Annotated in this window: 20 protein-coding genes and 3 pseudogenes; 15 read left to right on the top strand and 8 right to left on the bottom strand. The window is 71.2% G+C overall.

Annotated elements, in window-relative coordinates:
• Nucleotides 1-448 precede the first annotated feature (448 nt).
• Nucleotides 449-682: pseudogene (locus tag OO48_RS36360) on the bottom strand (LLM class flavin-dependent oxidoreductase); the annotation flags it as partial.
• Between OO48_RS36360 and OO48_RS17460 the strand changes: the two are divergent.
• Both OO48_RS17460 and OO48_RS17465 read left to right on the top strand, forming a co-directional pair.
• Complete coding sequence (locus OO48_RS17460; RefSeq protein ID WP_245194690.1) at nt 602-919, top strand: hypothetical protein; 318 nt, start codon at nt 602-604, stop codon at nt 917-919. The pseudogene OO48_RS36360 and the gene OO48_RS17460 sit on opposite strands and share 81 nt — an antisense overlap.
• Nucleotides 920-951: 32 nt before the next feature.
• Complete coding sequence (locus OO48_RS17465) at nt 952-1,110, top strand: hypothetical protein (RefSeq protein ID WP_157845476.1); 159 nt, start codon at nt 952-954, stop codon at nt 1,108-1,110.
• A 519-nt stretch (nt 1,111-1,629) separates the two neighbouring features.
• On the opposite strand, the gene OO48_RS17470 is transcribed toward OO48_RS17465, so the two are convergent.
• The gene (locus OO48_RS17470) at nt 1,630-2,397 is read right to left on the bottom strand and encodes a sterol desaturase family protein (RefSeq protein ID WP_051732246.1); all 768 of its coding nucleotides are present in this window, start codon (nt 2,395-2,397) and stop codon (nt 1,630-1,632) included.
• 172 nt (nt 2,398-2,569) lie between these two features.
• On the opposite strand from OO48_RS17470, the gene OO48_RS17475 reads away from it, so the two are divergent.
• Nucleotides 2,570-3,601 carry an AraC family transcriptional regulator gene (locus tag OO48_RS17475; RefSeq protein ID WP_167346452.1) on the top strand — a complete coding sequence of 344 codons (1,032 nt, stop codon included), beginning with the start codon at nt 2,570-2,572 and terminating at the stop codon, nt 3,599-3,601.
• A 41-nt stretch (nt 3,602-3,642) separates the two neighbouring features.
• On the opposite strand, the pseudogene OO48_RS36370 reads toward OO48_RS17475, so the two are convergent.
• Nucleotides 3,643-3,843, bottom strand: a pseudogene (locus OO48_RS36370) (LLM class flavin-dependent oxidoreductase); the annotation flags it as partial.
• 14 nt (nt 3,844-3,857) lie between these two features.
• On the opposite strand from OO48_RS36370, the gene OO48_RS17480 reads away from it, so the two are divergent.
• From OO48_RS17480 to OO48_RS17490, 3 genes are all read left to right on the top strand, one after another.
• Entirely contained in the window at nt 3,858-4,985 is a 1,128-nt protein-coding gene (locus OO48_RS17480) for a hypothetical protein (protein WP_033217249.1), read from the top strand.
• 209 nt (nt 4,986-5,194) lie between these two features.
• Nucleotides 5,195-5,356 (top strand): hypothetical protein, encoded by a 162-nt coding sequence (locus tag OO48_RS41195; protein ID WP_425338556.1) that lies wholly within the window; start codon nt 5,195-5,197, stop codon nt 5,354-5,356.
• A complete protein-coding gene (locus tag OO48_RS17490; RefSeq protein ID WP_033217251.1) occupies nt 5,353-5,745 on the top strand; it encodes a PIN domain-containing protein in 393 nt (130 codons plus the stop codon). Before OO48_RS41195 ends, OO48_RS17490 begins: the two co-directional genes overlap by 4 nt.
• A 41-nt stretch (nt 5,746-5,786) precedes the next feature.
• Here the strand turns inward: OO48_RS17490 and OO48_RS17495 are convergent.
• The 5 genes and pseudogenes from OO48_RS17495 to OO48_RS17515 form a co-directional block, all read right to left on the bottom strand.
• Nucleotides 5,787-6,026: pseudogene (locus OO48_RS17495) on the bottom strand (LLM class flavin-dependent oxidoreductase); the annotation flags it as partial.
• Between the two features lie 10 nt (nt 6,027-6,036).
• Complete coding sequence (locus OO48_RS17500) at nt 6,037-6,531, bottom strand: hypothetical protein (RefSeq protein WP_033217255.1); 495 nt, start codon at nt 6,529-6,531, stop codon at nt 6,037-6,039.
• A gap of 62 nt (nt 6,532-6,593) precedes the next feature.
• Nucleotides 6,594-7,094, bottom strand: a complete 501-nt coding sequence (locus OO48_RS17505; protein ID WP_051732247.1) for a S1 RNA-binding domain-containing protein — start codon at nt 7,092-7,094, stop codon at nt 6,594-6,596.
• 23 nt (nt 7,095-7,117) lie between these two features.
• Nucleotides 7,118-10,951: a DUF6531 domain-containing protein gene (locus OO48_RS17510; protein ID WP_051732248.1), complete on the bottom strand. Its 3,834-nt coding sequence runs from the start codon at nt 10,949-10,951 to the stop codon at nt 7,118-7,120.
• Nucleotides 10,948-11,673 carry a WXG100-like domain-containing protein gene (locus OO48_RS17515; RefSeq protein WP_033217257.1) on the bottom strand — a complete coding sequence of 242 codons (726 nt, stop codon included), beginning with the start codon at nt 11,671-11,673 and terminating at the stop codon, nt 10,948-10,950. The genes OO48_RS17510 and OO48_RS17515 overlap by 4 nt, the downstream gene beginning before the upstream one ends.
• Before the next feature lie 544 nt (nt 11,674-12,217).
• Here OO48_RS17515 and OO48_RS17520 point away from each other — a divergent pair.
• The 9 genes from OO48_RS17520 to OO48_RS17560 all read left to right on the top strand — a co-directional run bounded on the left by OO48_RS17520 (nt 12,218) and on the right by OO48_RS17560 (nt 21,031).
• On the top strand, nt 12,218-13,543 hold the full coding sequence (locus OO48_RS17520) for a glycerophosphoryl diester phosphodiesterase membrane domain-containing protein (RefSeq protein ID WP_157845478.1): 1,326 nt from the start codon (nt 12,218-12,220) through the stop codon (nt 13,541-13,543).
• Nucleotides 13,544-13,942: 399 nt separating this feature from the next.
• Nucleotides 13,943-14,650: a hypothetical protein gene (locus tag OO48_RS17525; protein WP_033217259.1), complete on the top strand. Its 708-nt coding sequence runs from the start codon at nt 13,943-13,945 to the stop codon at nt 14,648-14,650.
• 34 nt (nt 14,651-14,684) lie between these two features.
• Complete coding sequence (locus OO48_RS17530) at nt 14,685-15,542, top strand: hypothetical protein (RefSeq protein WP_033217260.1); 858 nt, start codon at nt 14,685-14,687, stop codon at nt 15,540-15,542.
• Nucleotides 15,539-16,321: a hypothetical protein gene (locus tag OO48_RS17535; protein ID WP_033217261.1), complete on the top strand. Its 783-nt coding sequence runs from the start codon at nt 15,539-15,541 to the stop codon at nt 16,319-16,321. Before OO48_RS17530 ends, OO48_RS17535 begins: the two co-directional genes overlap by 4 nt.
• Nucleotides 16,318-17,286, top strand: a complete 969-nt coding sequence (locus OO48_RS17540) for a hypothetical protein (RefSeq protein WP_033217262.1) — start codon at nt 16,318-16,320, stop codon at nt 17,284-17,286. Before OO48_RS17535 ends, OO48_RS17540 begins: the two co-directional genes overlap by 4 nt.
• Nucleotides 17,287-17,446: 160 nt before the next feature.
• Entirely contained in the window at nt 17,447-18,460 is a 1,014-nt protein-coding gene (locus OO48_RS17545; protein WP_033217272.1) for an ABC transporter ATP-binding protein, read from the top strand.
• Nucleotides 18,457-19,353, top strand: a complete 897-nt coding sequence (locus OO48_RS17550) for an ABC transporter permease (RefSeq protein WP_033217274.1) — start codon at nt 18,457-18,459, stop codon at nt 19,351-19,353. The genes OO48_RS17545 and OO48_RS17550 overlap by 4 nt, the downstream gene beginning before the upstream one ends.
• Before the next feature lie 9 nt (nt 19,354-19,362).
• Complete coding sequence (locus OO48_RS17555) at nt 19,363-20,304, top strand: ABC transporter ATP-binding protein (protein WP_033217276.1); 942 nt, start codon at nt 19,363-19,365, stop codon at nt 20,302-20,304.
• Nucleotides 20,305-20,314: 10 nt separating this feature from the next.
• Nucleotides 20,315-21,031 (top strand): ABC transporter permease, encoded by a 717-nt coding sequence (locus OO48_RS17560; RefSeq protein WP_033217278.1) that lies wholly within the window; start codon nt 20,315-20,317, stop codon nt 21,029-21,031.
• Nucleotides 21,032-21,069: the final 38 nt, after the last annotated feature.

A 21,069-nucleotide genomic window follows, 5' to 3' on the forward strand; every position in this document is an offset into this window, starting at 1 on the left:
ACGGCATCGGCCTTGAACTCGTCTGAGTAGTCCTTCATCGCCATCGGCGGTGTTCTCGCTTCCTCCGGATCAAGCAGATCCAGTATCAGCGTGTCCACCAGTCAGGGTGAAGGCCCATTTCCCGATATCCCCGGATGGGTGGCCTTCATCATGGCTGCTCTCACTGCTGCTGCATGTTTTCTTCCCAGGCTCCTACACGTACTCATCCCCGGGAACTCCCGCGACCGGCTCGTGTGGTGGATGCTCGTTCTAGACCACCGCCGCCGACTCAGGGAGAGCAGTGACCCGCCGACTACACCGGATTCGCTGAGAGCAGAGTCGCCGACCCGATCTACAACTGCTGCCGATGACAAGGATGCTGGTGGCTGTAGGCGGGGACGGCGTCAGAGCCGTGGCACAGGCGTAGAGACTGGTGGGGGTCAGCCCGGTAGTCCCAGGTGGTTCAGTAGGTGATAGGTGAAGAAGGCTTGACCGAGGTCACCAGCGTCCCCAGCCGGATCCGCTTCGTCGCGCACGCCGCCGCCGTCAGCGCCGGCACCGACCCGAACCAGGGCTCGTCCCGGAAGCTCCGCCAGCTCAGGTGGTCGTACGTGTAGACGGCGTGGAAGCCGAACTCCTCGGCCCGCCGCCAGACCTCCTGCCCCTCGCTCCACCGGTCGACACCTACGACGAGCACGAGCAGGTGTCAGCGTTGTTCGCCGCCGTCGAGGAGAACCTCGCGGTTCCGTTCAGCACCTCGGTGCTGGGCGTCGAGGTGACCGTGCGCGGCATTGACCTCTCACCGGACGGAAGGATCGTCGCCCTGTGCACCCGCGGTGAGTTCCGACAGACGATCGGGTTGCTGGACCTTCCGCTGCCGGTATCGGCTCCGGACGGAGTGGAGTGGGTCGAGGCGTACCGCTACTACTGGACGCAGTGAGCGCCGGAACCTTCAAGATCGAGAAGGCCTGCATGGCTGTCGTCGTACGGAACGAGGACGAGTCGTCGTTGCGAGACCTGATCGAGCGAAGCTCCGAACTGAAGGGCGAACTCGTCGCCTTCGACCAGAGCGCGCGCTTCGACCGGTGGTTGACGCCCCTCCTCCTGGAGTCCGCCTGGCCCCAGCGGTAGTTGGAGGAAGGCGATGCGATCCGGATGCTGCAGGACCTGTTCGCGAACCCGAACCTGACGGGCCGCCGGAAGCGCCAGGACCTGTTGCGCATCCACCTGCGGGAGGAGTCGATCGCGCCCCTGCCGATCCGTCGACTGGCGCCGCCCACCCGGAGACCGCCGACACGGTCTTCCAAAGACTGCTGCGCAAGCCCGGATCCAGCTGGGCCGAGCACGGCGAGGAACTGCTGCGCCGACACAAGCCGTGGTCCTACGCACAGGACCCTAGGCCCGGCGTCTGCATGGTCGGCGAACCGTCGGCGGTGGGCGACGGCGAAAGTTCGTGAAGGCACGGCGCGAATCGGCAAGCTCGTCCGGATGAAGTGCCGGCGAGGCTGATACCGGTACGGGACGACGAATTGGTGTCGGACCGTCATCCGGAGCCAAGGGAAAGCCGTATGTCGTACGAGCCCGGGTTGGACGCCGCGTTGTCCGGTGCGGCTCTGCGGCAGCTGTTCTGAGCGCCGTGCGGAGAGCGGCTCATTCGACCGGTGTCGGCACCGCGGTGGCGGTCGGCCGGAGCGGCCAGGCGAGGGTAGCGTGGAAGCGGCGGGGGTCGGGGTAGGAGTCCGGGTCGTCGAGTCCGAGGCGGTCCGGCACCCGGATGGGCTCGTACACGAAGGTGCGGAAGGCGATGTCCCAGAGTGCCAGCACCGAGCCGTAGTTGACCCGCTCGCCGGCGCCGTGGTGCCAGCGATGGGTCTCGGCTCCGATCAGCAGGTAGTTGAGCGGTCCGGTGCGGAGGTCGGAGTTGACGTGACTGATCGTCTGCTGAAGGTTCAGCACCGCCAGGGCCACGAAAGCGGCGTCCGGGGTGGCGCCGCTGAACCGGAACACCAGCAGGGAGATGACGAACCGCGAGACCAGCAGGTCGATCGGGTGGAAGACCGGGTGCATGAGGACGTACAGCTGGGACGGTGCGTGGTGCACCCCGTGGGCCCGCCACAGTCGGGGGACGGTGTGGGCGGCCCGGTGGTAGGCGTACCAGAGCAGGTCGAGGGCGAGCAGGACAACCACTGCCTGGGCGGGGAGCGGGAGGTCGGCGAGCGGCCCGAAGCCGCCGTCGGGGACGAATCGGGCCGCGACGAGGGAGACGCCCATGGTCGCGACCTGCTCGACGACGAAAGCCAGTCCGATGAACGGCAGGTCACGGCCGACGAAGCTGTCCCGGGTCATCCGCCAGCGGTCCAGCAGCGGGTTGATCCGCTCCACGGTGAAGGCGACGACGATGGTGGCGATGGTCAGCAACCCGAGGGCGGCATCCCGCGAGATCGCCAGGCGGTGTGTGACGGCTGCCCAGACGACTGCGGTCGTGACTGCTGCCAGCAGGGGGTAGGTACCGTAGGTCAGAGCCGGCCGTGCCGGTGTGTCGAGTTCCATGTCGCCAACTTCGCAGCTGACCCGAGAGGCGTGCTTTCCCGTGGGCGTACCGCTTTTGCCTCCCCGCGCATCCGGGAACGGCGACCGGGACGGTACCGAGCTGGTGGAGGCGGAGTTGCGGGCCTACGCCCTCGCACTGCCCGGGGCGATGCCCGACCTCCCGACGGTGGACGACGGAGCGCGGGCCGACTGGCTGGAACCACTCTGGGACGCGCTGTGCCTGGCCGGTGTTGCGCACCCCGGGCTGGCGTTCGCCGCCTCGGCGGAGACCACCGCGCTCGGCGGCGTGCTGGCGCCGATCCTCGCCAACAGCCCCGACATCGCCACGATGCTGGACGGCTTGGCTCGCTTCCACCCCCTGATCGGCCGCAACGAGTTGGTCGTACGGCGGCGCCCTGTCGGCAGCGGGGCCGACGAGGTTTCGTTGAGCTTGCGGGCCCTGGACGGCGGTCCGGCACACCCGGAGACCGTGGACGCCTGCTTCGCCATGGTGTGCCGCACCGTTCGCCGACTTGCGGGGGAGGAGGCCGGCCCGGTCCGGGTGCTGCTGAGGCGGCCCGAGCCCGCGGGGCCGGAGGCGTACCACCACGCGCTCGGCCCGGTGGCGTTCGGCCAGCCCGCGGACGCCTGCGTGTTCGGACCGACCGCACTGCGCGCGCGGGTACGTCAGGCCGATCCGGTGGTGCTGGCGATGCTTGCCTCCTATGCGCAGCGGCAGCTCGCACTGAACCGCACCCCGTGGTCGGCGGCGGTGCGGGCAGCACTGCAGGAGGACGCGGGGTCGGCCCGCCCGCCCAGGCTGGCCAACGTGGCACGGGCGATGGCGATTGGCAGCCGCACGCTCCAGCTGCGCCTCCGCGAGGAGGGCTGCTCGTTCTCGGTCCTGGTGGAGGAGCTGCAACGGGAGCGGGCGCTTGCCCTGCTGGCCGAGCCCGAGCCGATCGGGCTGCCGGTGACCGCCATCGCCACACAGGTGGGCTTCGCAACCCCGGCCGCCTTCACCCGCGCGGTGCGGAGATGGACCGGTCTCACCCCCTCGGCCTACCGGCGCGCCGCAGACGAGGGCCGCTAGGCGTCAGGGATGACCCGGCGGAGAGTCGCAGGTCGGTATGCGATGGGTGAACGAGGCTTGACCGAGGTCACCGGCGTCCCCAGCCGGATCCGCTCGGTGGCCGTCGCCGCCGTCAGGGTCGGCACCGATCCGGACCACGGCCCGTCCCGGAAGCTCCGCCAGCTCAGGTGGTCGTACGTGTAGACGGCGTGGAAGCCGAACTCCTCGGCCCGCCGCCAGACCTCCTGCCCCTCGCTCCACCGATCGTAGTGCGGAGTTGAAGGGGGAGTTGGTCGCCTTCGGGCAGAGTGCGCGCTTCGACCGGTGGCTGACCCCGTTGCTGCTGGAGGCGGCCGGCCCCGGGCGGTGGTTGGACGAGACCGAGGCGATCCGGATCATCGACCACTTCCTCCTGCGGTACCGCCTGCCGGACGGTGCGACCGTGGTGGACCGGTTCGTCGCCGGGCGGCGGGACCTGACCGGGACCGACCGGGAGCTGCTGCTCGGCTGGCGCGAGCCGGTCGAAGGGATCTTCGAGGTGCGGCGCAAGGACGGCGACGCCGTCGTCCTGCTGAACCTGGTCGACGACCTGGAGTACCGCACGTACTCGAACGTCGGGCGGGCCGCGTTCCGCGGCGTGTCCAAGGGAGGGTTCCTCCTCACCTGCCTGGTGCCCCTCGTCCCGGCCGACGGGGCCTGGCTGGTCTCGGGCGCCATGGAGCACTACCCCAGGGCCAGCGCCGCCGAAATCGCCCAGGCCGCGCTCCACCTGGCAGTCAGCCGACCCGAACTGGTCTTCCGCAACCCCGAGAAGATCGAACAGGGCTGGCAGCAGATGCGGGAGGACCGGACCGCCTTCGGCGAGTTCTGCGGCGCCGACGAACTCGTCCTCCCCCCGGGCGACGCCGAGGAACTGCTGAACGCCTACTACCGGCACCGGCGGGAGGCCACCGCTGCCGCACACCCCGGCCGTGCACGGGGAAAGCGGCTGCCCGATCCGGACTTCCCGGCCTTCGAGCTGCCGCCCGACCTCGCGGACGCGGATACCGTCGGCGTCATCTACGACGAGATCGACGGGCTGAACTTCTACGCGGACTACGGGATGCTGCGGGACCTGTTCACCGACCCGGACCTGACGGGCCGCAGGAAGCATCAGGACCTGCTGCGCACCTACCTGCGCGAGGACTCGATCACGCCACTGCCGATCCGCCGCCTCGCCGCCGCCCATCCGGAGACCGTCGACACGGTCTTCCGGAAACTGCTGCGGCAACCCGGATTCAACTGGGCCGAGCACGGCGAGGAACTGCTGCGCCGACGCAAGCCCTGGTACTACGCGCAGGAACCCAGGCCCGGCGTCTCCGTGATCGGCGATCGCCTCGCCGAACTCGCCGCCGGTCGGCGGTAGTACCGGGCGGCGCGCTGCCGTCGGGATCGCCCGGGCCTCCGGAATCCGGAGCATCGCCGCAGGATTCACAAGTGGTGTACACGCTTTTTCCGTGGATGCTCCTCGCGCCGGCAAGACCCGGGTCACCAGCGTCTCCCTGCGCGCCGAGACGCTGGAGGCGATTCGCGCGCGCCGGGAAGCAGGGTGTTTCTTCGTACATCGAGGAGGCCGTGCAGCGTCAGCTCCAGCGCGAAGCCATCGACGAGTACATCGCCACCGCCGAAGCGGAGCACGGCCCTGTTGATCCGGCCGAGGTGGCGGCCAGGGCCGAACGCATCCGAGCCCACCACGCCGCCCACCGCGGCAACTCGGCTCCGGCGGACGCGGTGTGAGCGGCACGCTCGTTCTCGACAGCGAAGCACTCTCCAAGCTCTCCCGCCGCCACCGTGACATGACAGCCTGGCTGGACGTCGCCCGCAACCTCGACCTCCTGGTCGTCACCAGTGCGGCGACCCTGGTGGAGGCCCGGGATCCGAAAGTGCCGCAAGCCGCGTTCGACCACGCCGTCTCGCTGGCCAAGGTGCGCCCCGTCACGGAGGAGATCGCACGCGCCGCGAGCAAGCTCCTCGCGATCGAAGGGTTGCACGGCCACAAGTACGCCGTCGACGCGGTGCTCGCAGCCACAGCCCACCTCGAACGCGGCGATGTCACCGTGGTCACGAGCGAGACCGACGATCTCCGCCGACTCTGCCACTCGCGGGTGGCAGTCGAGCCGATCTGAGCGCCCCACCCGACGACCTGCCGCGTCTTCGCGGGTCAGGCCGTGATGGGTGAACGAGGCTTGACCGAGGTCACCAGGGTCCCCAGCCTGATCCGCTCGGTGGCCGTCGCCGCCGCGGTGAGGGTCGGCACCGACCCGAACCAGGGCTCGTCCCGGAAGCTCCGCCAGCTCAGGCGGTCGTACGTGTACGCGGCGTGGAAGCCGAGTTCCTCGGTCCGCCGCCACACCTTCTGCCCCTCGCTCCACCGGTGGACGGGGAGGATCACCGTGCTCAGTCGCATGGTGCCGACCCTACGCCGCGACGTCGGTGCCCTTCGCGCGACTACAAGCGCACCACAGCGGCCACCGCCGACCGGTGAAGGCCTGACCGGCTGTGCACGCCGTCGTCACCGGACGGGGCGGAGGGAAGCGCGGCGTTCGGTGTCGTCGACAACGGATGCAGGCCTCCGCGGACGCCAGACCGTCGGTGAGCAAGCCCGTCAGCGTCGTAACGTCCTCGTCGAACCGAGACTGCGGACGAACCGCCGCGCCGTACGCAGACTCGAACTCCTCGCAGAAGCTCCGGGCCGCGTACGACGGACTGTTCCGCAGCCACCACTGGTCTACGGGGAAGTACGGGAACGAGTCCTGGGGCGGCACCCGCCGGACCGTCAGATCGATCCACTCGACCACGTCTTGCAGCCCGTCCGTCCCCGGGTCGGCCAATTCCGGCAAGACCTCCGAGAAGACCGTCCGCAGCGGAAGGTAATTGAGGTAGTCATCGAGGTCCCAGGAGAACCCGGCCACGCAGTCGGCGGCAACAGAGGACCACCGTGCTCAAGCGCGTACCGCCGACCTACGTCGGCGGCTCAGCCGCCGACAGCCAGGGCGACGGTGACACGTCGGGTGTAAAGATTGACTCCACGGACTTCGACGAGCACGTCATCGCCGACCTGCGGGCCGAACTCCGTGCGGCCGGCGTAGTCGGAGACGGGCACCAACGCTTGGATGCCCTCGGCGACCTCGACGAAGAATCCGATCGGAGCGAGCGTCGTCACTCGGGCCTGAATCCGTTGCCCGAGCCTGGTAGTACGGGCGAAGTCCTGGAGCGGGTCGGGCAGCAAGTCCTTGATGGACAGCGAGACGTCTCCTCGCTCCGGATCCACTCCGAGGACAACGACGTTCACCTTGGCTCCGACCTCGGCCACCTCAGAGAGGTCACTGAGACGTTTCCAGGACACCTGCGGCACAGTGACCAGACCTTCCACGCCACCACCGATGTCCACGAGTACGCCGAAATGGGCGACGGACCTCACGATGCCCGTACGCACCTCGCCGGGTTGCGGCGATTCGATGGCGCTCTGACGCATCTGTCCTGCTTCCTCTCGCACAGCTATCCCTCGAAAATCTCGCCGTCGTCGCTCCAGCCCATCTGAGCGTCGTGGTTCCAATTCCACCACTTGGCATCGGCGATGAGCTCGTTGAACCGGGGTATGTCCTCTTCGTCGATGATCCGTTCGTACTCCTCGGCGCCACGCGAGTTCTGATGGAGGCGTCGGTGCTTGGGTTTGTCGGGCGGGAACTCCTGCTCGAACTCGGGCTTCATCCGGTACTCCCAGAAGCCGTCCTCGAAGCCCGTCCTGCCTGCGTACTGTCCGGCTACGGCGCCGGTCTCGCCGAGGTAGGCGGTACCGCTGTGCCGCCCGTTCGCACCGTGCGCACCGGGATCGAGCCCGCGTTCGGCCTGGGCCTTGGTGCCCGCCTTCGGTGCTCGGAAGAGACTCCGGGATTGAGGATGAGGGGACAGGCCAAGTGGGTCGGACCAAGTGTGCGGGTTGTGGACGTAGGCATCCGGGTTCGACGCCGGGGCCAGTCCGAGCGGGTCGGGCGTGACGTAGCGGGCGGTCTCGGGGTCGTAATGGCGGTTGAGGTTGTAGTGGAGCCGGGTCTCCGGGTCGAAGTACTGGCCGGGGAACCGTAGCGGCGTGTACGCGGAGCTGCTGCTGGACCAGGTGGTGTTTCCCCAGAGGGTCGCAGTGGCGCGCCAGGCGATCGTGGCGGTGGCGGTGTCGACGAGTTCGGTCGGGGCGCCCACCAGGTCCGTGACGATGACGAAGAACCGGCGGTCGACGCGGTCCGCTACGCCGGGCCGTTGCGCGGGAGTGGTGATGCGCTCCGTCTGAGCGAGTGGCTGTAGACCCCGGTGGTCCCAACTGAGGGTGTACGGGCCCGGAAGGTATCCGGCCCTGGTGGTCTGCTCGGCCAGGACCGCCCCGTCCCAGAAGAACTCGGTCTGCTCCTCGACACCGACGCCGTCGGACGCGAGACGGTACTTGGTGGTACGGCGGCCGAACGGATCGTAGGTGTAGCGCCAGCGCGTGCCGTCGGGCATCGTGACCTGCACAAGACGGTTGGCACCGTCCCAGGTGTACCTCCAGCTGTCCGGCTTCCGGGACAGCCGGGTCACCTGACGCAGGACCGTGCGACCGGCGGCGTCGTACTCGTAACGGACGCGTCCGGCACCGGTGAGCCGGCCGCCGTCGTAGGTGCGGGTGCCGAGCGCGGCTTCGGTCGCACCGACCGTCGGCCAGTTGGCCTCGGTGACATTGCCGGCCGGATCGTACGCGTAGGTCTCGGTCCAATCGGTCGCGCTCACCGAGGTGACTCGGCCGGTCCGGTCGAGTTCGAAGGAACGGGGCCCGCTGAGCTGATCGTCGACGGCGGTGAGCCCACCGTCGGCTCGGTAACCGAAACGGCGCTTCTGTAGCAGGTCCGGCCCGTTGCTCAGGGATTGGCCGGTGAGGCGGTGCATGTCGTCCCAGGCACTGACGAGTTCCAGCCCGGTGGAGATCGTACGCCGTTGCTCACGCCCTTGGACGTCGTAGGTGAAGCCGATGGTTTCATCGGCCGTGCGCAGCGACGCGGGCCGGCCAGAGGCGTCGTAGGTCCAGGAACTCGTATGACCGCCTGGCGTGGTCCGCCTGGTGCGCCGACCGAGAACGTCGCGCTGAATGGTCAGGGTGCTCCCGTTGACGGACTCGGTGAGCACATTGCCGAGGAGATCGACGACTCGGACCAGGTCGACGGTCGGGCTGGTGGCTCGGACGAGGTGTCCAGCCGGGTCGTACCGGTAGCTCGTGAGATGGCCGTCCACGTCCATACTGGTGGACAGACCGAGCAGGTCATAGGTGTATCGGGTCTGCTGGCCAAGCGGGTTGGTGCGGGCGACCAGCTGACCGGCGGCATCCAGCCGGTACTCGACCGTCCGCTCGGCGAAGTCGCATTCGCCGACCAGCCGCCCGGCGGCGTCGTAGTGGTAAGTCCACTTCTGTCCCATCGGGTTGGTGACTGACACCAGCCGCATGTTGGCGTCGTAGTCGAAGCAGTACCGGGCGCCGTCAGGCCCGGTACGGGCGGCGAGGGTCTCGAAGTGGGTGTACTCGAAGCTGGTCACCTGACCGAGTTGGTCGGTGTGCGTGAGCCGGTTCCCCTCGCCGTCGTATGTCCAGGTCTCGGTGGTCCCGTCGGGAGCGGTCCGTGAGCTCAGACGCCCTTCCACCGTCCAGGTCATTCGGGTGACACCACCGAGTGGGTCGGTGATGGCGGTGGTGCGGCCGAAAGCGTCGCGCTCGTAGCGCCTCACCGCCCCCGACGGATCGGTGATCTCGACCGGCAGACCTGCCGGGTTGCGCCGGACGAGGATGCTGCTTCCCAGCGCATCGGTGATCGAGACCAGATGGCCCAGCTCGTCATGACGGTAGGTGGTGACCGCTCCGGTGGGCCCGGCGAGTGACGTCCGCAGACCGGCCTCGTCGTACGTCTGACGCCAGATCACGCCGCCCGGCTCGGTGACCACGGTGGGCAGGCTGCGGCCGTCGGCGTATTCGGCACTGATCCGCTCACCGTCAGGGCGAGTTACCGCGATGGGATCTCCCGCGCCGTCGTACTCGTAGCGGGTGGTGCGGCCGAGCGGGTCGGTCTCGGCGAGGAGGCGGTCGTACTCGTCGCGCTCGTAGGCGGTGGTGTGGCCGAGCGGGTCGGTGATCGCGGTGATCTGGGCGCGGTCGTTGACGGTGTAGGTGGTGGTGTGGCCGAGGGCGTTGGTCTCGGTGTGGGTGCGCAGGCCGGTGGCGGGGTCGGGGTCGGAGTAGGTGAAGCGGAAGGCGAGGGCACCGGTGGTGCCGCCCTCGTCGGTGACGCGGTCGAGGTGGTCGTAGGTGTAGCGGTACTGGGAGTCGTTGCGGTCGGTCCAGGAGGTGAGGCGTCCGGTGGCGTCGTTGGTGAAGCGCATCGGTTTGCCGCTGGAGTTGTAGACGGCGGTGAGGTGGCCGTCGGTGTAGCCGTAGCGCATCAGGAGCGCGTCGCCGCCGGTCTCGGTGGCGTTCGCCAGGCGCAGGGCGGTGATGCGGTCGTTGTCGACGGTGACGAGGAGCTGGTAGCCGCCGGAGTGGGTGATCGAGAGCGGGACGCCGTCCTCGTCGTAGGTGAGGGCGTAGTGGCGGCCGTGGCGGTCGCGGACCTCGGTGAGCAGGGCCTCGTCACCGTCGGGGGTGGGGGTGAAGGTCTTGACCAGGCCGGTTGAGGGGTCGGTGACGGTGAAGCGGCCGTCGACGAGGTCGAGTTCGTGCCGGGAGCCGGCCGAGGCGTACACGGGGTCGCCTGGTTCGGGGTGCGGGTAGGCCTGGGTGATCCGGTCCGGGCGGACGTGGACGACGCCGTCGGTGTCGATCTCCAGGCGCTCGTCGAAGGAGCAGATCCAGCGCGGGCCCATCCAACGGCCCGTCAGCAGGCCGGAGTCGAAGCTGCGGGTGAACAGCAGCGGCAGCGAGCCGGGCAATGAGGCGTCCACCTGGTCGATGTACATCCGGCCGGTGGCCATGTCGACGGGCTCACCGCCGCCGCAGCGGGTGTCCTGCGGGCGGCCCTCGGTGCGGGGGCTCTTCACCTGGTCGCGGCCGCGGCCCTTGGGGTGCGAGCCGCCGCCCTTGCCGCGCCGCCCGCCGCCCGAACGCGGGTGCGGGACGCCCTCCTTGCCCTCGCCGCGCATGATCTTCGCGAGGTCCTTGGCGTGCTTCTCCTCCACCTCGCGGACGTTCTTGGCGACCTTCTTCATGTTGTCGCCGGCCTTGCGGTAGAAGCCCTTCAGCGCCTTGCCGGCGTCCTCGGCCAGCGTCTTGCCGAGCTTCTGTGCGGCGTGCTCCAGCGCCTTGACGATCTGGTTGCTCATTCGAAGCTCACCCCTGCGATCTTGGACTGGAACACCTGGGCGTGTCCGGCGACGGTCTCCGCGTGGTCGTGCATCATCCGCGCGTGCTCCTCCAGCGCGTCCGGGTCGATCCGGAACCCGGTGCCGCCGCCCCCGCCGCCGGAGCCCCCGAGCGCGGACTCCGCCGCCTGGAAGACCAGCCCGCTCACCGCGTTGGCGACCGTGTCCACCAGCGGGCCGATCGCGGCCTCCACCACCTGGGCGATGATGTACTGCTCCAACTGCTGTTCCAGGTAGTTGATCAGGCGCTTCGCGGCCTCCTCGATCGCCAGCACCGCGGCCTCCGCGATCCCGAACGTCGCCACCGCCGCCGCCTGGTCCGCCACCAACGCCACCGCCAGCGCGACGAGTTCGGCGATCGTCTCGAGCTTCATCGCCACGATCACCCCCGCCGCGACGTCCAGCGCATCCGCCACCACGTGGCACGCCTGGACGAGTTCGTTCAGGTGCTGGTCCGAGACCGACGCCCACTTCGCCAGCAGCGCCTCGTACGAAGCGCCCTCGTACGAGGCGCCCAGCCGCTGCACCGTCGCCGTCGACTCCTGGTGCGAGGACTCCACGTTCTGCGCGAACTCCCGGACATGGGAAGCGAATTCGCTCACCTTGTCCTCGTTCACCGTCGGCCAGTTGATGCCGAAGAACGACAGCAGGTCCACCACCTCGCCGGGCAGTTCGATCGCCACGCCAAGCCCTCCCCCGAAGACGAACGCACGTTTGCCCGACCGTAGTCAGGCGGTGCCGCCCGACGGGTGGACTTTCCCCGGTCTTGACCATGGACGGGCAGCGTCCGTTTTCGGGCGATGCCACGGACCAGGCGTTCGAGGGACTCCCGGCCGGGGCCGTAGGAGGGGAGCCGGTTCGAGACGAGGTGGACCTCGTCCGATTCGGACGCCGGGGTACGGGGCGAGGTGTCGGGACGGGTCCGGCGGCTCTTCGCGGTGGTTCGGGGGCGGTGTCGCCCGTGGCGGGTCAGGAGCCGGTGGGGCGCAGGCCGACCAGGCAGCGGAGCGTGACCGGCCGGCCCGCCACGACCGTCGGCGCCGGGCCGCGCTGGTGATCTCCCGTCAGGTCACGCGGGGGGTGCGGCCGCCCCCGGCCGACCCCGGCCGGCCCGGGGGAACCGTCCCCGACCGGGCCAGGGGTGCTGCCACGGGGTGCCGATCCGGGCCCTAGGCTTCGGATCCGGAGCCCGAACGTCGGGCCCGAAGGTTTCATGGAGGGGTACGGATGAGCGGGGACGGCGGCAGTCCGGGACAGCAGCAGCACGGCGGGCAGCCGCAGGGGCCGGGTGCTCCCGGACCGGGTGTTCCCGGGCCGGGCGGCGCGCCGGGCCACTGGCCCGGGTACGGGCAGCCCGGCTGGGGCACCGGCGGTTGGGGGCAGGGCCCGTGGGGCGCCGTCCCGGTCGCGCCGAAGCCTGGCGTGCTGCCGCTGCGCCCGCTCGGGTTCGGCGAGATGTTCAGCGCGGTCTTCGACACCGTGCGCCGCTACGCCCGCCCGCTCTACCTGCCGATCGCGCTGGTCGCCGGCATCGGCGCGGTGCCGCTGCTGCTCGCCTCCTTCCTGGCCTCCGGCAGCCTCGCCGACGCGCTCGCGGACTTCCCGTCCTCCAGCGACGCCGACCCCACCGACGAGCAGGTGTGGGCGGTGGTCCGGCCGCTGCTGCCGTTCCTCGGGCTGTTCCTGCTGGTGGCCCTCGCCCAGTACGTGGTCGCCGGGCCGCTGGCCGCGGTGGTGCTGCGCGCCGCCGTCCTCGGGCGGAAGCTGACGACCGGCCAGGCATGGAAGGAGGTCCGCCCCCGGCTGGGGGCGAGCACCGCCGTCCTGGCGCTGCTGTACGGGTCGCTGCTGCTGGTGTACCTGCTGCTGGTCGTCGTGGGACTGGTCGGGGGCGGCGGGGTGACGGTCCTGCTGTTCCTGGCGTTCGCGTTCGGCTCCGGCTACGTGGTGATCCGGCTGGCCCCGCAGGTCCCGGCGGTGGTGCTGGAGGAGGGCGGTGCGAAGGCGGCGATCCGCCGGGCCTGGCAGCTCAACCGGAACAACTGGTGGCGCAGCTTCGGCCTCACGACGCTGGTCGCGCTCGTCGGCGGGGTCGGCACCAGCGTCCTGACCTTCCCGATCCGGCTGGTGCTGACGGTGGCGCTGCCGGTCAGCACGGTCAGCCTGGAGGGCGCTACGGACGAGCAGTTCGCCCAGGGCATGGTGACGGCCGGTCTGGTGGTCTTCTCGCTGATCGCCCTGTTCGGGATGCTGGCGACCGGCCCGCTGATCCCGCTGGCCAACGGCGTGCTCTACATCGACCGCCGGATCCGCAACGAGCGCCTGGACATCGCGCTGGCCGAGGCCGCGGGCATCCGGTTCGCCGAGTCCTACGGCTACCCGCAGGCCGTTCCCGCCCAGCCCGTCCCCGCCCCGGCCGCGCCCGTTCGGCCCGCGCCCGTCCCCACCCAGTCCGGGCCCGCCGAGAGCGCCCGGCCGGCCGAGGACGCCCGTCCTGCGGAGCCCGCCGGGCCGGCCGAGCCGCCCGCCGGGGAGGGGCCGACGGGGAGCTGACCGGCCCCTGGTTGCGGTTCAGTCACGGGCTGTCCGGTTGGCCGCCTAATACGGCAATTGAGCGGTGGAACCGTGTTGTTGGCGGCCACACGGGTCTCACATAATTCGTGCACCGCGCGATGACGACCGCGCCGGGCCGACCGGGGGGACGGCCCGCACCGCTGCGCGGGCAGCCATGTGAACCCTGGGGGGAGACCCTTGTCCGTTCCCGAACCGTCCCCGGCCCCGGCCCCGGCTCCGGCCCCGGCCCCGGCTCCGGCCCCGGCTCCGGCGCCCGTTCCCGGACCCGCGGCCGCGGCCCTTCCCGGCGCCGCGGCCGTCCCCGTCCCCGTCCCCGAATTCGCGTCCGCGCCCGGGCCGTGGCCGGACGCCCCGCGCCGACTGCCCCGGGCGGTCGGCGTGGCGCTGTCGGTGGTCGGGCTGCTCGCGGTGACGGCGGCCAGCGCGGCCGTCACCGTCGCGGTGGGCAAGCCGGACCGCCCCGGGCCCGCCGCCGCGGCCCCGGCCGTCCCGACACCCGCGCCCTCCCCGAGCCCGACGCCCACGCCCTCCCCGAGCCCGACCCCGACGCCGACCGTGGCACCGCGCCCGTCCAGCACCCTGAAGGGCAGCGTCTCGGGCGGCAAGCACAGCGGCGACCTGCGGTACTTCCTGCTGCCGGTGCCCGACGACGCGGACCCGTACGGCTCCCCGGACGGCGCGATGATGAGCATCGAGGACATCCAGTCCCACTACAGCAAGGACACCGACGTCAAGGGCGTCCTGGACTCCTGGGACTTCAAGGACGCGGCGACCCGCTCCTACCGCACCCGCGACGGCAAGACCGAGGTGCGGGTCGAGCTCAAGCGCTTCAGCCGCGCCGACCGGGCCCAGGGCTTCGCCGACCACACCAGCTTCGAACAGGACCCGTTCGACGTCGACGGCGTCCCGAACGCCAGGGGTTACGCCTTCAAACCCAAGCAGCAGGCGTACACCGGTGAGCTGATCGGCATCGGCGTGGTCGGCGACGTGGCCTACGAGGTCACCGTCGACGTGCAGGGCGACCCGGACCGGGCGCTGCTCGCCGACGCGATGAAACGTGCCCGCGACCGCCTCGCCAACGGCTGACGGACGTCCCCGAAACACTTCCCAGGAGCCAGAGTTGAGCACCGAACCCGCGGACGCCGCGGTGGCCGGGACGGCCGCGGCCGAGCCCTCCGCCGCGCCACCCGTACCGACCGCCGCCCCGGCACCGGCCCCGCCGCTGGGAGTCCCGCCACTGGGAGTCCTCGACCTGATCAAGGCGGGCGGCGAGCCCACCCGCGCCCGGCGGAGGTTCGGCGCGGGCGCGCTGTTCCTGACGGCCGTGCTGGCCGGTCCGGTGGTCGGGGCCGCGGTCGGCTACGCGATCCAGTCGTCCCGGCCGCCGACGCCGCTGCCGAAGATCACCGCACCGCGGCTGTCCTACTCCGCCGAGCGGGTGGACCCGGAGGCGCTGGCCGCCGCCGGGCCGCCGCCCCTCGCCATCGACGGCGACCTGCGCAGGCTGCTGATCGAGCGCCCGTCCGGCAGCACCGCGCTCAGCGTCGGCGACGGCGACGGCTGGCTGTCCCCGGCCGACCGGGCGGAGGCCTTCGACGACAGCGTGCGCGAGTTCACCGGGATGCTGGAGGACGGCTTCCGCCGCGCCGCCACGGTGCGCTGGAGCTCGGGCGACGACAGCTTCCGGGTCTCGCTGATCCAGTACAACCAGGACTCGGTGGCGAAGACGATCACCGGGGCGGTGCCGCACTCCACCACGGACATGGTCGTCTCGAAGATCCCGGGCAACACGGACAGTTACCTGATGACCTCCAAGAAGACCTACAACTACGCGCGCAGCACCGAGACCTACTACTACGGCGAGGCGCTCGCCCGGAAGGGTACCGTGCTGATGACGGTCCAGGTCTTCGCCAAGAACCCGGTGGACCGGGCTCAGCTGGAGGACATCGCCAAGCGCCAGTGGGAGAAGCTCGCGTGACCGGGATCGAATCCGCCGGGACGGCCGTCCCGGCCAGGCCGCGGCGCGCGTCGCGGACGGCGAAGGCGGTGGCGGCGGTGCTCGCCGCGGCGCTGGCCGGCGTCGGCATCGGCGAGGTGGTCATCCGGGTGCACTACGCGGACGAGCCGCCCGCCCCGGCCGTGGCGGCCCCGGCCCCCGCGCCGACGGCGGCCGGGCCCGCCCCGTGGGGCGTCAAGCCCGACGGCAGCCACTTCGGCAGCCTGCGCGACCTGCTGCTGCCGGTGCTCGACGGGTACCGGCTGGGGCCGGACTACAAGGGGCTCGGCAACGACGACGAGCTGGGCGCCGCCGACCTGGACCGGGCCCAGGAGGAGCTGCTGTCCGAGGTCCCGGAGAAGTACCGGGGCCAGTTGAAGGACGCGCTCACCAGCCTGCGCTTCACCGGCATCGGGGTGCGCAGCCTGGCGAAGAACGACAACCAGCTGATGGCGGTGCTGAAGCTGACCCAGTTCGACCAGCAGACGGTGTCGGAGCAGAACGCGCTGTTCGGCTCGCTGGTCGACGACGGCGAGCTGTTCCGGCGCGGGCCCCAGGTGCCGGGCCACCCGGGCGCGCGCTGCGCGCTGCCGACGCTGGAGCCGGGCGACCAGCTCGACTACCTGACCTGCTACTCCGCCGAGGGCGATCTGCTGGTGCAGATGCGGGTCTCCGGCGTGGTGCCCCTCGACCAGAACCGGGTCGTGGACCTGTTCCGCCAGCAACTGGACCGACTGGCCCGACCGGGAGCCTCCGAATGAGCAGCGACACCACCCCCCAGAGCGGGCCGGAGGTCCGGCCGGAGGCGATCGGGCCGGTCTTCGAGGTCCCGCCGCCGCCACCGCTGCTGCCGCTGCCGCCGACGGTGGCGGCGGACCGGACCGGCCGGCCGGAGCGGGCCGACCGCCGGCGCAGGTGGCAGGCCGGCGCGGCGCTGCTGCTGACCGTGGTGACCGGCGCGGCGACCGCCGCCCTGGTGGCGCTGCCGGAGCGCACCGACATCCCGGGCCTGGCCACGCCGAACGACGGCCGGTACGCGTTCCCGGAGTTGACGCTGCCGCCGCTGCCGCAGGGCGCCTCGGCGCCGGCCGAGTACAAGATCAGGACGCATGCGGCGGACCTGCGGGGGCTGCTGCTGCCGCTGCCGGAGGGCGCGGTCGGCACCGCGCCCTCCGGCTCCCCGTCGCCGTCGGCCCCGGGATCCCCGTCCGCCGCCCCGTCGGGCTCCGCGTCGGCCCCGGCGTCCGGTTCCGCGTCCGGGTCGTCCGGGCCGAGTCTGCCGCCGGTGGCGGGCCGCTGGATCCCGTGCGACCGGGACGCGATGCTGGCCAAGGACGACACGTACGTCCTGCGGCTGAGCACGGACGCCTGCCGGGGCGCGGCGGCCCAGGGCTGGACGGCCGCCGACGGGACGCGCACCGAGCTGCGGCTGCTGCACTTCGGGTCCGCCGACGAGGCCACCGACTACTTCGCGGGCTCGAACGCGTCGGCCGAGACCAAGGACATCGGCTCCACCCACCTGGACATCGACGGGACGTACCCGATCGCCGCCGGCCAGCTGAGCATCCGGCTGTCCGACGCGCTGGCCGGGGGCGTGCCCACCGGCCGGCTGTGCTGGCTGCAGAGCGGCGACGTGGTCGCGCTGATCCAGCTGACCAATCCGAAGGGCGTTCCCGCGCAGGCGTTCCGCCAGGTGGTCGCCCTGCAGAGTGCCATGCTGGCCTGATCCGCCAATGTCCGCCCCGACCGGGCGAGTTGACGATGCGTCAACTCGCCCGGCCGGCGTACCCCTAGGGGGCGGGCCGGGCGGGTCATCCCGTGGAGGGAGGAGATGCGGACTCCGCAGCGCATTCCGCGAGGTGGGGGTACCCGGCTACGTTGATGCCGTGTCCACAGTCATCAAGACGGACGGCCTCACCAAGAGGTTCTCCCGGGTCACCGCGCTGGACCGGCTCACCGTGGAGGTGGAGTCCGGCGTGGTCGGTCTGGTCGGGGCGAACGGTGCCGGCAAGTCCACCCTCATCAAGATCCTCCTCGGGCTGTCACCGGCCACCGAGGGCACCGGCCAGGTGCTCGGCCTGGACATCGCCACCCAGGGTCCGGCGATCCGCGAACGCGTCGGCTACATGCCGGAGCACGACTGCCTGCCACCGGACGTCTCCGCCACCGAGTTCGTGGTGCACATGGCCCGGATGTCCGGCCTGCCGGCCGCCGCGGCCCGCGAGCGCACCGCCGACACCCTGCGCCACGTCGGCCTCTACGAGGAGCGCTACCGCCCGATGGGCGGCTACTCGACCGGCATGAAGCAGCGGGTGAAGCTGGCCCAGGCGCTGGTCCACGACCCGCGGCTGGTGCTGCTGGACGAGCCGACCAACGGCCTCGACCCGGTCGGCCGGGACGAGATGCTGGCGCTGATCCGCCGCGTCCACGCCGACTTCGGCATCTCGGTGCTGGTCACCACCCACCTGCTGGGCGAGCTGGAGCGGACCTGCGACCACCTGGTCGTGATCGACGGCGGCAAGCTGCTGCGCTCCTCCTCCACCGCCTCGTTCACCAGCGCCACCCAGCTGCTCGCCGTCGAGGTCACCGACCACCCGGTGGACCGCGACTTCGACGCCGACGCCGCACTGACCGCGCGGCTGACCGCGGCCGGCCTGAACGTCCGCGCCGACGGCAGCCGGGTCCTGCTGGTGGAGATCGCCGGCGACGGAACGTACGACACCGTCCGGGACGCCGTGGACGACCTCGGCCTCGGCCTGATCCGCCTGGAGCAGCGCCGCCACCGGGTCGCCGAGATCTTCAGCACCCGGTCCGACGAGGACCAGGACGAGCACGAGCGCGGGGACGGGGCCGGGTACGACGCGTACCGGGCCGCGGCCGCAGGAGGCGAGCAGGCATGACCACCCGCCCCGACGTCCACAGCGGCGTCATCCACGACATCGGGTACCGCCCGTACACCGGCCCGCGGCTGGGCCGCCGCTACGCGACCCGTTCGCTGTACGTGCAGAGCCTGCGGGCCGCGTTCGGCCTGGGCCGCTCCGGCAAGTCCAAGGTGCTGCCGTTCCTGCTGCTGGGCGGGATGGCCGCGCCCTCGCTGGCGATGCTGGCGATCGCGCTGTTCACCCAGCAGCGGGAGATGCCGCTGGACTACGTCGACTACCTGGCCTCGTTCTCGGTGCTGCCGCAGATCTTCCTGGCCGCGCAGGCGCCCGTGCTGATGTCCCGGGACCTGCGGCACCACGTGGTGCCGCTGTACTTCTCCCGCCCGGCCACCCGCGGCGACTACGTGGCGGCGAAGTTCGCCGCGATGTTCAGCGCGCTGATGATCGTGCTGGCGCTGCCGCTGCTGCTGCTGTTCACCGGCGCGATGCTGGCGAAGTTCCCGGTCGGCGACAACCTGCTGCACCTGCTGTACGGCCTGGTGTCCGCCGTCCTGTACGCGCTGCTGTACAGCGCGATCGGCCTGCTGATCGCCGCCGCCACCCCGCGCCGGGGCTTCGGCGTGGCCGCGATCATGGGCGTCCTGATGATCACCAGGGCGCTGGCCTCGATCACCTACGCCCTGAACGGCGGCTTCGACCCGATGCGGGCGGACTCGGCCTCCTGGGTGTTCCTGATCTGCCCGTCCACCCTGGTGGAGTCCCTGGTCAACCAGCTCTTCGGGCTGGGCCTGGACAACTCCGCCACCCTGCACGCCCCCGGCGCGGCCGGCGCCGCGGTGTTCCTGGCGGTGCTCCTCGCCCTCACGGCCGGCGGTTACGCGCTGACGCTGCGCCGCTACCGGAACGTCTGAGAGGCAGCCATGGCCGTCATCACCATCGACAAGGTCTCCCGCTGGTTCGGCAACGTGGTCGCCGTCAACGACGTCACCATGTCCATCGGACCGGGCATCACCGGCCTGCTCGGCCCCAACGGCGCCGGGAAGTCCACCCTCATCCACATGATGAGCGGCTTCCTCGCGCCCTCCTCCGGCACCGTCGCCCTGGACGGCACCCGGATCTGGCGCAACCAGGAGGTGTACCGGCAGATCGGCCTGGTCCCCGAGAAGGAGTCGATGTACGACTACCTGACCGGCTGGGAGTTCGTCCTCGCCAACGCCGAACTGCACGGCCTGGCCGACCCGGGCGCCGCCGCCGAGCGCGCCATCGCCCTGGTCGAGATGGAGTACGCCCAGGACCGGCACACCGGCACCTACTCCAAGGGCATGAAGCAGCGGGTCAAGATGGCCTCCGCGCTGGTCCACGACCCGGCGGTGCTGCTGCTGGACGAGCCGTTCAACGGCATGGACCCGCGCCAGCGCCTGCACCTGATGGAGCTGCTGCGCCGCTTCGGCGCCGACGGGCGCACCGTGCTGTTCTCCTCGCACATCCTGGAGGAGGTCGAGCAGCTCGCCCGCCACATCGAGGTGGTGGTGGCCGGCCGGCACGCCGCGTCCGGCGACTTCCGGGAGATCCGCCGCCTGATGACCGACCGCCCGCACCGCTACCTGGTGCGCTCCAACGACGACCGGCGGCTGGCCGCGGCGCTGATCGCGGACGGCTCCACCTCCGGCATCGAGTTCGACGCCGCGGCGGAGTCGATCGGCGGCTCCGCCGCGGGGGCCCTGCGCATCCAGGCGATCGACTTCCAGGGCTTCACCACCCTGCTGCCCAGGGTCGCCCGGGCGGCCGGCATCCGCCTGTACACCGTCTCCCCGGCCGACGAGTCGCTGGAAAGCGTCTTCTCGTACCTGGTCTCGTCCTGAAGGGCCCCCGATGAACACCACCGTCGCAAGGCTCACCGCGCGCGGCCTGTTCGGCCGCCGCCGGGTCCTGATCCTGCTGGCCGTCCCGGTCCTGCTGCTGGGCATCGCCCTGTTCGCCCGCGGCAGCGACCTGGACCGGCTCGACCTCGCGCACAGCGTCCTGGGCACCCTCGCCCTCGGCACCCTGGTCCCGATCACCGGCCTGGTCGTCGGCACCGGCGTGATCGCCACCGAGATCGAGGACGGCTCGATCGTCTACCTGCTGGCCAAGCCACTGCCCCGCTGGCAGATCGTCACCACCAAGCTGGCCGTCGCGATCGGCAGCACCTGGCTGCTGTCCGCCGTCCCGATCTACGCCGCCGGGCTGATCCTGTACGGCGCCGGGGACGACGTGGCGCTCGGCTACACGGTGGGCGCGCTCGCCGCGGGCGCCGCGTACAGCGCGCTGTTCCTGCTGCTGGGCGTGGTCACCCGGCACGCGGTGATCGCCGGCCTCGCCTACGCGCTGATCTGGGAGAGCCTGATCGGCAACTACGTCGAGGGCGCCCGCACCCTCTCCGTCCAGCAGTGGGGCCTGTCGGTGGCCGAGGCGGTCGCCGCCGACGGCGCCGTCCTCGCCCCGGTCGGCCTGGCCACCGCGCTGTGGCTGCTGGTGATCGTCGCGGTCGGCGCCACCGCGTACGCCTCGGTCAAGCTCGCCGGGATCACCCTCGGCGGCGAGGAGTAGCACCCGGACGCGCGCGGGCGGGGACGGCCACCGGCCGT

It is taken from the genome of Kitasatospora phosalacinea, assembly GCF_000716545.1.
GTDB lineage: Bacteria > Actinomycetota > Actinomycetes > Streptomycetales > Streptomycetaceae > Kitasatospora > Kitasatospora phosalacinea.

Excerpts from the sequence above, each read along its gene's own strand:
- OO48_RS17465 (WP_157845476.1), top strand. The coding sequence starts at position 952 with ATGGCTGTCGTCGTACGGAACGAGGACGAGTCGTCGTTGCGAGACCTG.
- OO48_RS17505 (WP_051732247.1), bottom strand. The coding sequence starts at position 7,094 with ATGCGTCAGAGCGCCATCGAATCGCCGCAACCCGGCGAGGTGCGTACG.
- OO48_RS17510 (WP_051732248.1), bottom strand. The coding sequence starts at position 10,951 with ATGAGCAACCAGATCGTCAAGGCGCTGGAGCACGCCGCACAGAAGCTC.
- OO48_RS17520 (WP_157845478.1), top strand. The coding sequence starts at position 12,218 with ATGAGCGGGGACGGCGGCAGTCCGGGACAGCAGCAGCACGGCGGGCAG.
- OO48_RS17540 (WP_033217262.1), top strand. The coding sequence starts at position 16,318 with ATGAGCAGCGACACCACCCCCCAGAGCGGGCCGGAGGTCCGGCCGGAG.
- OO48_RS17550 (WP_033217274.1), top strand. The coding sequence starts at position 18,457 with ATGACCACCCGCCCCGACGTCCACAGCGGCGTCATCCACGACATCGGG.
- OO48_RS17555 (WP_033217276.1), top strand. The coding sequence starts at position 19,363 with ATGGCCGTCATCACCATCGACAAGGTCTCCCGCTGGTTCGGCAACGTG.
- OO48_RS17560 (WP_033217278.1), top strand. The coding sequence starts at position 20,315 with ATGAACACCACCGTCGCAAGGCTCACCGCGCGCGGCCTGTTCGGCCGC.